14 protein-coding genes are annotated in these 13,125 nt (G+C 74.4%); 9 read left to right on the forward strand and 5 right to left on the reverse strand.

All coding sequences use genetic code 11. The features are described from left to right. The first annotated feature begins 67 nt into the window (after positions 1 to 67). Positions 68 to 1,045 (forward strand): hypothetical protein, encoded by a 978-nt coding sequence (locus DQ237_RS07475; protein ID WP_147251760.1) that lies wholly within the window; start codon positions 68 to 70, stop codon positions 1,043 to 1,045. Here DQ237_RS07475 and DQ237_RS07480 read toward each other — a convergent pair. After that, positions 1,038 to 2,156 (reverse strand): PQQ-binding-like beta-propeller repeat protein, encoded by a 1,119-nt coding sequence (locus tag DQ237_RS07480; RefSeq protein ID WP_113799373.1) that lies wholly within the window; start codon positions 2,154 to 2,156, stop codon positions 1,038 to 1,040. The genes DQ237_RS07475 and DQ237_RS07480 overlap by 8 nt on opposite strands. 22 nt (positions 2,157 to 2,178) lie before the next feature. Continuing rightward, entirely contained in the window at positions 2,179 to 4,074 is a 1,896-nt protein-coding gene (locus DQ237_RS07485; RefSeq protein ID WP_240619476.1) for a DEAD/DEAH box helicase, read from the reverse strand. A 107-nt stretch (positions 4,075 to 4,181) separates the two neighbouring features. Between DQ237_RS07485 and DQ237_RS07490 the strand changes: the two genes are divergently transcribed. Beyond that, positions 4,182 to 4,832: a ferritin-like fold-containing protein gene (locus DQ237_RS07490; RefSeq protein WP_113798741.1), complete on the forward strand. Its 651-nt coding sequence runs from the start codon at positions 4,182 to 4,184 to the stop codon at positions 4,830 to 4,832. Between the two features lie 69 nt (positions 4,833 to 4,901). Here DQ237_RS07490 and DQ237_RS07495 read toward each other — a convergent pair whose 3' ends face one another. Together DQ237_RS07495 and DQ237_RS07500 are read right to left on the reverse strand one after the other, a co-directional pair. Beyond that, on the reverse strand, positions 4,902 to 5,144 hold the full coding sequence (locus DQ237_RS07495; RefSeq protein ID WP_113798744.1) for a DUF3107 domain-containing protein: 243 nt from the start codon (positions 5,142 to 5,144) through the stop codon (positions 4,902 to 4,904). 96 nt (positions 5,145 to 5,240) lie between these two features. Next, entirely contained in the window at positions 5,241 to 5,873 is a 633-nt protein-coding gene (locus DQ237_RS07500) for a TetR/AcrR family transcriptional regulator (RefSeq protein WP_113798746.1), read from the reverse strand. 70 nt (positions 5,874 to 5,943) lie between these two features. On the opposite strand from DQ237_RS07500, the gene DQ237_RS07505 reads away from it, so the two are divergent. Genes DQ237_RS07505 through DQ237_RS07515 form a run of 3 tightly spaced genes read left to right on the forward strand, consistent with a single transcriptional unit; the run spans position 5,944 to position 9,471 of the window. Next, positions 5,944 to 6,984: an alpha/beta fold hydrolase gene (locus tag DQ237_RS07505; RefSeq protein WP_113798748.1), complete on the forward strand. Its 1,041-nt coding sequence runs from the start codon at positions 5,944 to 5,946 to the stop codon at positions 6,982 to 6,984. Positions 6,985 to 7,026: 42 nt separating this feature from the next. Continuing rightward, positions 7,027 to 7,914: a DUF3152 domain-containing protein gene (locus tag DQ237_RS07510; RefSeq protein WP_166509541.1), complete on the forward strand. Its 888-nt coding sequence runs from the start codon at positions 7,027 to 7,029 to the stop codon at positions 7,912 to 7,914. Positions 7,915 to 7,944: 30 nt separating this feature from the next. Next, a complete protein-coding gene (locus DQ237_RS07515) occupies positions 7,945 to 9,471 on the forward strand; it encodes a hypothetical protein (protein ID WP_113798749.1) in 1,527 nt (508 codons plus the stop codon). 8 nt (positions 9,472 to 9,479) lie between these two features. Here the strand turns inward: DQ237_RS07515 and DQ237_RS07520 are convergent, their stop codons facing one another. Then, a complete protein-coding gene (locus tag DQ237_RS07520) occupies positions 9,480 to 10,529 on the reverse strand; it encodes a MerR family transcriptional regulator (RefSeq protein ID WP_240619519.1) in 1,050 nt (349 codons plus the stop codon). A 197-nt stretch (positions 10,530 to 10,726) separates the two neighbouring features. Between DQ237_RS07520 and moeZ the strand changes: the two genes are divergently transcribed. From moeZ to DQ237_RS19685, 4 genes are all read left to right on the forward strand, one after another. Further along, positions 10,727 to 11,887, forward strand: coding sequence for an adenylyltransferase/sulfurtransferase MoeZ (gene moeZ, locus DQ237_RS07525; protein ID WP_113798753.1), 1,161 nt, complete (start codon positions 10,727 to 10,729; stop codon positions 11,885 to 11,887). Positions 11,888 to 12,013: 126 nt separating this feature from the next. After that, positions 12,014 to 12,595 (forward strand): TIGR03086 family metal-binding protein, encoded by a 582-nt coding sequence (locus tag DQ237_RS07530; RefSeq protein ID WP_113798755.1) that lies wholly within the window; start codon positions 12,014 to 12,016, stop codon positions 12,593 to 12,595. A 19-nt stretch (positions 12,596 to 12,614) separates the two neighbouring features. After that, complete coding sequence (locus tag DQ237_RS07535) at positions 12,615 to 12,908, forward strand: MGMT family protein (RefSeq protein ID WP_113798757.1); 294 nt, start codon at positions 12,615 to 12,617, stop codon at positions 12,906 to 12,908. A 42-nt stretch (positions 12,909 to 12,950) separates the two neighbouring features. Continuing rightward, entirely contained in the window at positions 12,951 to 13,112 is a 162-nt protein-coding gene (locus DQ237_RS19685; RefSeq protein WP_166509533.1) for a hypothetical protein, read from the forward strand. The last annotated feature ends 13 nt before the right edge of the window (positions 13,113 to 13,125 follow it).

The raw sequence follows: 13,125 nt of genomic DNA on the forward strand, positions 1-13,125 counted from the left end.
CCAGTGAACCCCGAACGCCGCCGCCGTGCCGCGAGGGGTGGTCCCGGCGGGGGCCGATACTGGGCGTGTGAGGGGGGAGGAGCCGCTGCGCGACCTCGGGGACCTTCCCGGCCGGGTGCAGCTGCTGGCGATCACCGTCTTCGTCTCGGTCTGGGCGGCGATCGCCTTCGTGCCACGCCTCTGGGGCACGTTCTTCTTCTCCGAGCACTTCTCCTGGGTCGGCGCGGCTCTGGGGCTGCCGTGGTGGTTCGCCGTGGAGCGTTACGGGCCCCGCGCCGCCCGGCACCCGATGGCGACCGCCGGCGAGCCGGACGACGCCCGCCTGCTGCGGACCGTGCGCAGGCGCGCGCTGCGGTACCGGTGGCGTCGCGCGACCGCCTGGCTCGTGCTGCCCACGGTGATCCTGCTGGGCGGCGGCGGGCACTTCTCCTACCGCTCCGACCAGGAGCTCATCGACCAGCAGCCGCACCGCGCCGCCACCGTCTCGGCCGTCGAGAGATCGCCGTTCGACCGCGGGTCGGACGGCCCCCGGGTGACCGTGACGCTGGACGGTCGCGAGGCGGTGCTCTTCCTGCCCTTCCCGGAGGAGGACGACGTCGTACCGGGGGACCGGCTGGTGGTGGTGGCCGATCCCGAGGACCCCACGTACGTCCTCGCCGTGAGCAGCCACGACGAGGACCCCGGGTGGACGCACACGTGGTGGGGCGACCTGCTGCTGTGGGGCGCGGTGGGTGGCGTGCTCGGCGGCATCTGGCTGTGGTGGGCGCTGTCGGTGCCACGCGCGGCCGCTCGGGTCGCGGCCCGGCATGCCCGCCACGTGTGCGAGGTGCAGCTCGTGGACGTCGGCGGCCCACGGCTGGCGCTGCACGACGTCGACGGCAGCGCCTGGACCTGGACGGCGGACGACGACGCCTGGGCCGGGCCGACCCGGGGAAGGGTCCGCGTGGTCGGCGAGCTGCGGGACGGCGCGTGGCCGGTCGTGGCCGCCGGGCGGACCCTGCACTGGCCGGGTGCGCCGGTGCGGCGGACGCCGTGGATCAGCTGAGGGCCAGCACCCGGTCGTCGAGCCGCAGCACGATCACCGGTCCGACGACGGTGGCCGTCGCGCCTGTCGGCAGCTCCGCGCTCGTGGACCGGCTGAGCTCGGCACCGCTGACGGGATCGCGGTAGACGATGGCGTCGCCGTCGGGCACCGCCAGCACGGTGCCCTCGCCGTCGACCGCGGGCAGCCCGGTCGCCGGCGCCTCCCAGGACCGCGCGCCGGTGGACGGGTCCAGGGCGGTGAGCGTGCCGTTGACACCCACCAGGACCGCCGACGGGACGGCGGTCTGCCGCACGTCGCGGTCCGCCCCGGCCGGGAGGGTGGTCAGCTGCGTGCCGCCGGCGCCGCCGAACAGCCGCACCTCGTCACCGGCCCGCACGCCGACCAGGCGGTCGGCCCCGAGCAGCTCCACGTCGTCGGGGTCGTCGACGACCACGGAGCGCGTCCAGTGCTCGTCGCCGTCGAAGCCGTCCATCAGGCGCAGCTGGAGGGTGCTGTCCTCCGGGCACCGGTAGAGGACGGCGACCCCGCCGTCCCCGGCGGCGGAGCCGAGCACGTCGCACGCCGGCGGGGCCGCCCACCGCCAGCGGATGTTGTTGCCCGTCGGGTCGAGGGTCACGATCCCCGACGGGCTGCTGGCCAGCACGATGCGCGACGTCGAGGTGAGGGTCGCGTCGGCGCGGAAGTTCACGTTGCGGGTCCACTTCCGAACGCCGGTGTCGGCGTCGAGGGCGACCGCCTCGTCGCAGCGGTCGGCGGTGCGGAAGACGGCGACGGCCACACCGTCGGTCGCGGTCAGCCCGCAGAGCCGGGCGTTGTCCCGGACGTAGTGCCAGGCCTCCCGGCCGGTGGCCGGGTCGAGCGCCCGGACGCCGTGCCCGGACCCGACCAGCACCCGTGCGTCCTCGACGACCTGGCGGGGGAGCGGATCGCCGTCGGCGGACCAGGCCGCGGATACGGCTCCGGCCGGCGTCCCCGCGGGGGCGTCGGCCGGAGCAGCGGTCGTGCTGGAGGTGGCGGCCGCGTCGGAGTTCTCCCAGAGGAGCAGGGCGACGACGACGAGTGCCAGGGTGGCCGCGGTCCAGACCCACACCCGCAGCGGCGGGCGGCTCACCCCGGGCAGCGCGGCCGCCGGTTCAGGAGTCGGTGCCGGAGGCGGCGGCCGAGCCGCCACGCCCCGCGCCACCCCGACGGCGGCGGCGACGCGGCCGGCTGCTGGGCTCGGCGGACCCCTCGGCCGACTCGGCGACCGGCGCGGAGCCCTCGGCCGCGGCGGCGCTGCCACCGTTGCCGCCACCGCGGGTGCGGCGACGCGGCCGGCTCTTGCCGCCGCCGGCGGGCTTCTCCTCGTCGGCGGTCCGGCCGGACGGGCCGCGCGAGTCGCCCCGTCCGCCGGAGTCACGACCACCGGAGGCTGCCGGGCGGTTGCGCTTGCCGGTCTCGCCGAGGTCCTCGAGGGTCTCGGCGTCCAGGCCCTCACGGGTGCGCTGCGAGCGGGGCAGCCGGCCCGTGGCGCCCTCGGGCACGTCCAGGTCGGTGTAGACCCAGGGGGAGGTGGAGTACGTCTCCGGCGGGTCGGCGAAGGGCAGGTCCAGCGCCTTGTTGATCAGCTGCCAGCGCGGGATGTCGTCCCAGTCGACGAGGGTGACCGCGACGCCGGTGCTGCCGGCGCGGCCGGTGCGGCCGATCCGGTGCACGTAGGTCTTCTCGTCCTCGGGGCACTGGTAGTTCACGACGTGGCTCACGCCGGTGACGTCGATGCCGCGGGCGGCGACGTCGGTGGCGACCAGCACGTCGACCTTGCCGCTGCGGAACGCGCGCAGCGCCTGCTCGCGAGCGCCCTGCCCGAGGTCACCGTGCACGGCGGCCGCGGCGAACCCGCGGTCGACCAGCTCGTCGGCGACCTTCTGCGCGGTGCGCTTGGTGCGGCAGAAGACCATGGCCAGGCCGCGGTCGCGGGCCTGCAGGACGCGGGAGAGCAGCTCGGGCTTGTCCAGGTTGTGCGCCCGGTAGATGAACTGCGTCGTCTGCGGAACGGTCGAGCCCTCGTCGTTGCCGTGCGCCCGGATGTGCGTCGGCTGGGTCATGAACGTGCGCGACAGGGTCACGATCGGGCCGGGCATGGTGGCCGAGAAGAGCATCGTCTGCCGCTTCTCCGGGACCATCGCGAGGACCCGCTCGATGTCGGGCAGGAAGCCCAGGTCGAGCATCTCGTCGGCTTCGTCGAGGACGAGGACCTTGACCTTGCCCAGAATCAGGTCGCCCCGCTGGGCCAGGTCGAGCAGCCGCCCCGGCGTGCCGACGACGACCTCGACACCGGCGCGCAGCGCCTCGATCTGCGGCTCGAACGCGCGGCCGCCGTAGATGGCCTGGACGCGCAGCCCGCGCTTCGCGCCGGCGGTGCCCAGGTCGCGGGCGACCTGCACGCACAGCTCGCGGGTGGGGACGACGACCAGCGCCTGCGGCACGCCGTCGGCGCCCTCGCTCGGCGGCGTCACGCGGGTGAGCAGCGGGACGCCGAAGCCGAGGGTCTTGCCGGTGCCGGTGCGGGCCTGGCCGATGAGGTCGTTCCCGGTCAGCGCCAGCGGGAGCGTGAGCTCCTGGATGGCGAAGGTCCGGGTGATCCCGGCGTCGGCCAGCGCCGCGACGATGTCGGGGTGGACGTCGAAGTCGCTGAACAGCGGGCTGTCCTCGGCGACGGGGGCGCCGCCGAGCTCCTCGACGGTCTGCTCGAGCTCCTCGGGAGCGGGCGCGCCGGTCTCGGCGTGCTCCAGCTCGACGGTGCTCGTGTCGGTGGGGGTCTCTCCGGTGGAGGTCAGTGCAATCGCCTCTGGTCTGCTGGGGGACCGGCTGCGGCAGCGGTGTCGCCGCCTCGCGCCCGTCCCGGTTCTGGTGTCGCGGGATCGGTTCCAGCGCCGACGCGGCCAGCAGAACCGGGCCTCGCAACAGCCCGGGAGACAGCCCGGGGGCGTCGTCCAGCGGTCGTCAGCGCACAGATGTACGAGCGCGCCCGAAGGCTCGCCGGTGACCATGCTAGCGCGGCCACCGGTTAGCCTTCCCGCGCCGCGCTCCCCGATGTTGCGTCGATCACTCGACGGGGGCACGCGGTCCCGTCGTCGTCGAGCCCTTGGAGAGTGCCGTGCCCCCGGTCGAGAACACGGCCGTCGCCGAGCTGCTGGGCGCCCTGGCCTACGCGGAGCTGACCGCCTTCGACCGGCTCGCCGAGGACGCCCGGTTGGCGCCCACCCTGGCCGGGCGGGCCGCCCTGGCCCGCATGGCCGCCGCCGAGATCGCCCACCACGTCCGGCTGACCGCCCGGCTCACCGAGCTGGGGGTGGACCCGGCCGACGCGATGGCTCCGTTCGTGTCGGCGCTGGACACCTTCCACGAGAGCACCCGGCCCAGCACGTGGCTCGAGGGGTTGGTCAAGGCCTACGTCGGCGACGGCCTGGCCACCGACTTCTACCGGGAGATCGCCGGGTTCCTGCCCGAGCCCGACCGGGGGCTGGTGCTCGAGGTGCTCGCCGACACCGGCTACGCCGACTTCGCCGTCCGCGAGGTGCGGGCGGCGATCGCCGCGAACCGCAAGGTCGCCGGGAGGCTGGCGCTGTGGGGTCGCCGGCTGGTGGGGGAGGCCATGACGCGCTCGCAGGCCGTCATCGCCGAGCACGACGGGCTGGCCGACCTCATCGTGTCCGGCACCGGGGACCTGTCGGGCATCGGGCGGCTGATCGAGCGGATCACCTCGGCGCACACCGCCCGGATGAAGGCCCTCGGCCTAAACCCCTAGGAGGACCCCGGTGCAGCTCACGCCTCACGTGCTCGGCGCGGGCCGCTGCACCGGGGTCGTTCCGGGAACTCAGCTGCCGCTGGCGGCGATGAAGCCGACGCGGCGCTGGTCGGCCTGCGCGATCTCCACGTAGGCGATCCGGTCGACCGGGACGAGGACCTTGCGGCCCCGCTCGTCGACCAGGGTGAGCAGGCCGTCCTTGGTCGCGCCGGACATGGCCGCGGCCACGTCGGACGCGATCTCGTCGGGGGACTTGGGGCTGTCGATGACCAGCTCCCGGGGCGAGTGCTGGACGCCGATCTTTACTTCCACGTGGGCGATGCCTCCTCGATTCGCGACTGTCCCCAACGCTAGTCCAGGGGGTGGCACCGGGGCCGGGTGAGCAGGTGCGCCGTCAGCGAAACCGGGTCAGTCGCCGTCGACCCGCGGGAAACCGGAGATGCCGCGCCACGCCAGCGACGACATGAGGGCCACGGCCTCGTCGCGGGAGACCGTGCCCTTGCGCGGCAGCCACCAGCGGGCGCTGCTCTCCGCGAGACCCGACAGGCCGGAGGCGATCAGCAGGGCGCGCTCGGGGTCGGCCCCGGTGTCGGCGGCGATCACCCCGGCGATGGCCTCCACGCAGACCCCGGTGCCGCGGTCGACGATCGCGCGGACGTCGTCGTCGTTGCGGAGGTCGGACTCGAACACCAGCCGGAAGGCCTCGCCGTCGGCGTCGATGAAGTCGAAGTACGCGCCGACGGCGGCGTGCACGCGCTCCCGGTTGTCCGCCGTGCGGCCCATCGCCTCGCCGACCCGGTCGGCCAGCTCCGAGACGTGCTCTTCGAGCAGCGCCAGGTAGAGCTCGCGCTTGCCCGGGAAGTGCTGGTACAGCACCGGCTTGCTCACACCCGCGCGGTCGGCGATGTCGTCCATGGCCGCGGCGTGGAAGCCGTGCGCGACGAAGACGTCCTGGGCGGCGCGCAGGAGCTGCAGCCTGCGGGCACCGCGCGGGAGGCGGGAGGTGCGCCGGGGAACCGCGGCGGGGCGTGATGGCTGCATGGCGGGAGGATGTTACCGAGCGGTTCCGGCCGACTCCGTGCCGCGGCGCACGGCGTTACCGTCGAGAGTGATGTCCGAGGCCCCGCTCTCCGCTGTCGCGCTGCCACCGCTGGAGCAGGTGCTGCCGCCCTGGCCCGGCGCGGAGGTGCCGGTCCGCGGAGGTGCGGTGTTCGTCCGGCACACGCCCTGGACCGGTCCGGTCGGAGGTGTGGACGACGCGCCACGCGAACGTGCGCTGTACGTGCACGGGCTCGGCGGTGCCTCCACCAACTGGACCGACCTCGCCGCGCTGCTCGCCGTCCGCTTCGAGGGATGGGCGGTCGACCTCCCGGGGTTCGGGCGGTCGCAGCCGCCGCCCGGCAGCAGGTACTCCGTCCGCGGGCACATGCGCACCGTCGTCGACGTCCTCGAGCACGTGGTGCACCTCCCGGGTGAGGCGGCCGGGCGGCCGGTGCACCTGGTGGGCAACTCCCTCGGCGGCCTGGTCAGCCTGCTGGTCGCCGCGCAGCGTCCCGACCTCGTGGCGACCCTGACGCTGGTCTCCCCGGCGATGCCGGTCTACCGCGTGCCCCCGGCCTTCAGCCGGGCGCTCCTGCTGCTCCTGGTGCCGGGCGTCCCGACCCTGGCCGAACGCCGGCTGGCGGGCGTGCGCCCCGAGGACAGCGTCCGCGCCATGGTGCAGACGTGCTTCGGCGACCCGGCGAACGTGCCGGCCGAACGCATCGAGCAGGCGGTCCGGGAGATGCACGAGCGGGCCACGCAGCCATGGGCCGACCGTGCGCTGGCGCGCAGCATGCGCGGGCTGATCACCTCCTACCTCCGGGTCGGACGGGCGAACGCCTGGCGCGCCGCCCGCAGCCTGCGGATGCCGTGCCTCGTGGTCTGGGGGAGCCGCGACCGGCTGGTCGACCCCGGGCTCGCCCCGCGGCTGGCCGCCACGCTGCGCGACGCCGGGTTGCTCGTCCTCGACGGCGTCGGGCACGTGGCGATGCTGGAGGCACCCGAGCCGACCGCGCGGGCGGTGCTCGCACTGGCGGAGCGGCGACCCGCCGGGCCGGACGCGACGGACGTGTCGACTGTGGCCGACACGCCACGCACCGTGAGACGCTGAGGTCCTGACGGCGGGGGCGTCGAACGACGAGGAGATCGGCCGGTGGGTGGACGTCTGACCGACGACCGGCCCACCCCGCGGCCGGAGCCGCTGGTCGCCCGCAGGGAGCCAGGGGTTCCCGTGCGACCCCGGGGCCCGGAGCGGAGCCGGTTGCGCCGCTTCGTCCGCCGATACGGGTGGCGGGCCTACGCCATCCCCTTCCTCACCGTGGCCACGCTCGTGGTGCTGGGTGATCTCGCGCTCCACCCGCCGGGATCCACGGCCGAGCCCGCCAGGTCGACCACCGAGGCCGCACCCGCTCCGTCGGTGGTCCCGACGCCGCCACCCACCGCTCCCGCCGAGGGGGACGCCGGGCCGACGGCGACGGTCCCGCCGGCCGTCGCCGACAGCTACGTCGAGCAGGGTGGCGGCACCCTCTCCGTCGTCGACGGCAGCTCGGAGGTCTACGGCACCGGCCCTCTGGAGCGGTTCGTCGTCGAGGTCGAGGACGGCATCGGGGTCGACGGCGCCGCCTTCGCCGACGCCGTCACCGCGACGCTGGGCGACCCCCGGTCCTGGGGGAGCGGCGGACGGATGTCCTTCCAGCGCGTCGGGGCCGCCGAGGCCGCGGCCGGCCAGTACGACTTCCGGGTCAGCCTGGTGAGCCCGGGCAACATGGAGCGGTACTGCCCCGGCGTCGGCACCGGTGGCTACACCTCCTGCCGCTACGGCGAGCGGGCCGTCATCAACCTGGCGCGCTGGGCGACCGCGGTACCCGACTACCAGGGCGACGTCGCCACCTACCGGCTGTACGTCGTCAACCACGAGGTGGGGCACGTGCTCGGCAACGGGCACAAGCCCTGCCCCGGGGCCGGCCAACCCGCGCCGGTCATGCAGCAGCAGACGCTGGGCCTCGAGGGCTGCACGAAGAACGCCTGGCCGTTCCCGTGACCCGGGACACGTCCCCCGTAGCCTGACCGGGTGATCGGCAGGCGCGCGGACGACCCCCTCCTCCAGACCTTCGAGGAGGTAGCCCGGCACCGCCCGGCCGGGCTGCTCTCCCCGTTCGTCGCCCACGACCGCACCGACGGGCTGGCTGCCGGTGACGGCGATCCGGTGCGCCTGGGCAGCGGGCCGGAGGCACCGTTCTGCGCCGTGCTCGTCGACGTGGGAGCGGCAGGAGCCGGGAGCGAGGTGCGTTGCGGTCTCGCCGGCCCGGGCGGTGTCCTCGCCGTGCACCGTGCCGACGAGGCCACGGTCTCGGTGGAGGTCGCGGGCAGCGAGGGCACGGTCGTCGCGGGCTCGGCCCCCGTGTCGCTGGTCGCCCCGTTCCGGCTGGCGTGCGTGGTCAACGAGAACCGGGTGACCGTGCTGGCGGCCGACGGCAGCGGAGAGGAGTGGCGGCCGCTGCTCACGCTCCGGGACGAGGTGTCCGCGGCGACCGACCTGCGCGACCCCGCGGTTCTCGGTGGCCTCCAGTACGCCTGCGGAACGAGAGCAGGCGCCTCCCTGACCCGGGTCCGGGCCGGCTACTCGGGGGCTGCGGGGCTCCGAGACCCGCAGGTCGTGCGGCACCCCGACGGACGGCCGGTCGTCCGCGACGGCCGGCTGTACCTGACCGCGACCAACGCCGGGCTCGGGTTCTTCCAGCAGGCGCACTGGGGCGTGTGGACCCTCGACCTGACCGACCCCACGCGGTTGACGCAGGTCGGGGCGTTGTTCTCCCGGCGCGACGGCCTGCTCCTCGGCGACCACGCCGGGGCCGTCGTCCTCGACGAGGCGAACGACCGGTGGATCGTGCTGGTCTCGTCGTGGGGCGACCACACCCCGGAGCGCGGCGTGCACGTGCGCCACGTGACGGTCTCCGGCACGGACCTCCTCCAAGGCGTCCACGTCCTGCCGACCGAACGGCTCGCCCTCCCCACGGAGGCCAGCGCGTGGGACCCGTCGCTCGCCCGCGTGGACGGGCGCTGGTACCTGGCCTTCGTCGAGTGCCCGTCCTTCGGGCCGCCCCGCTACGTCTTCCACCCCGCGCTCGCCCGCACCGACGACGACGACCCGACCCGGGGCCTCGGCCTGGTCGGTGCCGACGGTTCGCTGGAGCAGACCGAGGGCACCATCCTGCAGCGGCTCGGCGACGACTGGTACGTCCTGGCCAGTGACCGCGACGCCGCCGAGTACCCGGTGTACGACCTGCGGATGACCAGGGTGGGGGCGCTCCGCGCCCCGTACGGCACCAACATCCCGCACCCGATGGTGGTGCGTGCGGGCGACGGGCCGTGGTGGATGGTCACCTTCGACGGCACGGCCTGGCACGAGGAGGCACTGGGGTACGGCACGCACGGCGACCTGATCGTGCTGGCGGGCCGTCCGCCGTCGGCGCGGGAGACGCTGGAGCAGGCCGCGCGGTCGGGGGCCGCGCACCTGCCCGAGGGGGTGCGCCGCGGCCTGCGCGGAGCGCTCGGTGCCGGACGGGACGCCGTGCGCAGGGCCCGCGAGCGGCGCTGACCTGCCGGTCAGCGGTCGGCGGGCAGGTCCACCACGACGACGGCGTAGTTGTCGGGTGCCCCGGCGGCCACGACGGCTCGCTCCACCGCGTCCGCGACCGCGGCGGGCTCGCACTCGTCGACGAGCAGGCGGGCGAGCCGGTCCTTCGCCAGCACCGCGTGCACGCCGTCCGTGGTGAGCACGAAGCGGTCACCGGGGCGGACCGCGTGCAGCGAGAGGTCCGGCGCCGGCGTGCGGCCGGCGACCAGTGCCCGGTTCAGATCGGCTCGGCGCGGATCGGAGCTCGCCTCGCTCTCGGTGAGGCGGCCCTCGTCGATCAGGGACTGCACGATGGTGTGGTCCCGGGTCATCCGGGTCAGCTGCCCGTCGCGGACGAGGTGCGCCCTCGAGTCGCCGACGTGCGCGATGACCGCGGCACCGTCCCCCAGCAGCAGCGCCGCGAGGGTGCACCCGGGGCCGCCGTTCTCCTCCGCCGGCAGCTGCGCGACGACGGCGGCCGCCTCGCCGACGGCCTGGTCCAGCAGGCGAACCGGGTCGGCAGTGCCCGACGTCGTGTCCAACGGGGTCAGCACCTCCAGCGCCCGGGCCGCCGTCGTCGGTTCGCTGCCGAACCCGTCGGCCACCGCGTGCAGTCGGTGCCCCGTGACCAACGCGTCCAGCTGACGGTCCCGGCTGCCGGCACCTGAGCGGGCAGCGGACCGCGGGCGGGCCGACTTCTCGAAGGACATGGCGCGCTCCTCGTGGTTCAGGTCCGAGACGAGGTCCCCGAGCAGCCGCCGCCGCGATGCGTTGTCGGCCTCGACCTGCCGCCAGTACGACAGGAGGTCAGCGGCGCGAGCAGCGGCCGGCAGGTCGGCCAGCGCCCGGATCCGGTCCAGCGGCATGCCGACCATCCGGAGGCGGGCGATCAGCCGCGCGCGGTCGAGTTGGTCGTCGCGGTAGTAGCGGTAGCCGGTGTGCGCGTCGACCTCCGCCGGCCGGACCAGCCCGGTCTCGTCGTACAGGCGGAGCGCCTTGGCCGTGAGCCCGGCGGCACGGGCGAACTCGCCGATGGTCATCCGGTCCACGCCCGCCCCTCCCTCGTCACCGGTGCTCGGTGCACCGGTCCGCGCAGCGTCGTCCTTCCCCTCGGGGCAGGGTCAAGCGCGTCTGCGCAGCACCCGAGCTGCAGCGGGATTACCGGCGCCTGTCACGCTGTTGTCGGCAACGACCGCCGGCCCCACGGGGCCGCCGTCCGCGACCTGAAGGAGCAAGCGTGTCCCTGCCACCGCTGGTGGAGCCGGCCGCAGACCTGTCGATCGACGAGGTCCGCCGGTACAGCCGTCACCTGATCATCCCCGACGTCGGCATGGACGGGCAGAAGCGCCTGAAGAACGCCAAGGTGCTCGCCGTCGGAGCCGGCGGGCTCGGTTCGCCGGTGCTGATGTACCTGGCCGCCGCCGGTGTCGGCACCCTCGGCATCGTCGAGTTCGACGTCGTCGACGAGTCCAACCTGCAGCGCCAGATCATCCACGGCGCCAGCGACGTCGGCCGGTCCAAGGCGGAGAGCGCGCGGGACTCCATCAAGGAGATCAACCCGCTCATCGACGTCCGGCTGCACGAGACCCGGCTCGACAGCGAGAACGTGCTGGAGATCTTCGGCCAGTACGACCTCATCGTCGACGGCACCGACAACTTCGCCACGCGCTACCTCGTCAACGACGCGTGCGTGCTGCTGAACAAGCCCTACGTCTGGGGCTCGATCTACCGGTTCGACGGCCAGGTCTCGGTCTTCTGGAACGACCACGGCCCGAACTACCGCGACCTGTACCCGGTCCCGCCGCCGCCCGGCATGGTGCCGAGCTGCGCCGAGGGCGGCGTGCTCGGCGTCCTCTGCGCCACCGTCGGTGCGATCCAGGCGACCGAGGCCGTCAAGCTCATCACCGGCATCGGCGAGACGCTGCTCGGCCGGCTGATGGTCTACGACGCCCTGGAGATGACCTTCCGCACGATCAAGGTCCGCAAGGACCCGGAGGGTGAGCCGATCACCGGCCTCATCGACTACGAGACGTTCTGCGGCGTCGTCTCCACCGAGGCCCAGGAGGCCGCGGCGGGCGCGACGATCACCGTCGACGAGCTCAAGGACATGATGGACGCGGGCAAGGACTTCGAGCTGATCGACGTCCGCGAGCCCAACGAGTACGAGATCGTGTCGATCCCCGGGGCGAAGCTCATCCCCAAGGACGAGCTGCTGTCGGGCCGGGCGCTGTCGCAGCTGCCGCAGGACAAGCCGATCGTGCTGCACTGCAAGACCGGTGTGCGGTCGGCCGAGGTGCTCGCCGCGATCAAGAACGCCGGGTTCAAGGACGCCGTGCACGTCCAGGGCGGCGTGACGGCGTGGGCCACGCGCATCGACAAGGCGCTGCCCACGTACTAGAAGCACCCCCCGCACCTCGCACGCTCGGTGCGGGTCCCTGCGACGGGGTCGTTCCAGCACGTCACCACGGCCCGGCCGGCTTCCCTCGGGGGGCGGGCCGGGCCGTCGTCGTCTTGACTGGAACCCATGGCCGACTTCTCGCCCGTGGAGCTGCTCGAGCTCTTCCAGCGTGCCCAGAACCAGTTCACCGACCGCGTCGACGCCGTGGACCCCGACCAGTGGGAGGACCAGGCGCTGCCGGAGTGGACGGTCGCCGACCTCGTGGCGCACCTGGTGAGCGAGCAGCTCTGGGTGCCGCCGCTGCTGGCCGGTGAGCCCTACGCCGAGGGCCGGTTCCCCACCGAGACCACCGACCTGCTCGGCAACGACCCGTTCACCGGCTGGGAGTCCGCCGCGGACGACGCCCTGTCGGCCTTCGCCGAGGACGACGCCCTGGTGCGGACGGTCCACCTGGAGCGCGGGCCCACCCCCGCCACCCAGTACATCCTCGAGATGACCGCGGACCTCACCGTGCACGCCTGGGACCTCGCGCACGCGACCGGTGGCGACACCGAGCTGGACGGGGAGCTCGTGACCGCCGCTCTGGTCTTCGGCGAGCAGCTGCCGGAGGACGGCGTCCCGGGTCTCTTCGACCGGCCGCTGGACGTCTCCGCCGCAGCCTCGCCGCAGACCCGGCTGCTGGCCCGCTTCGGCCGCAAGGACTTCTGAGGCTTGCCATGATCGGCGGGTGACCGATGCCGCCCTCGACGTCGACGAGGCAGTCTTCGATGCCGTGGACCGGATCCCGCCGGGCCGGGTGAGCACCTACGGCGCGATCGGGCGGCTGGTCGGTGTCGGGCCCCGGCGGGTGGCCCGTGCGCTGTCGCGCGGTGGGGGAGCGGTGGCCTGGTACCGGGTCGTGCGTGCCGACGGGACGGCGGCGGAGCCGGTGCGGGCGCGGCAGATGGAGCTGCTGGCGACCGAGGGCGTGCCGGTGCGCAACGGCCGCGTGGATCTCGCCGCCGTCGGCTGGTCGGGCTGACCGCCCGCTCAAGCACGCGGCGGGGTGCGCCGATCAGAGGGCATGAACACCATGGCGTGCCGGGCAGTGGCCCAGGCCGGGCTGGTTGCCGGAACCGCGTCCCTGGACCAGGAGCAGGCCTTCCCGATGCTGCTCGTGGCCGGCTGGCTGACCACCGCGGCCGACCTGATGCTGGAGCAGAGCCTCCTGGACTCGCTGGCCTGACCTGCCTCTCCCC

The sequence above is a fragment of the Blastococcus sp. TF02-8 genome (assembly GCF_003319175.1).
GTDB lineage: Bacteria > Actinomycetota > Actinomycetes > Mycobacteriales > Geodermatophilaceae > Blastococcus.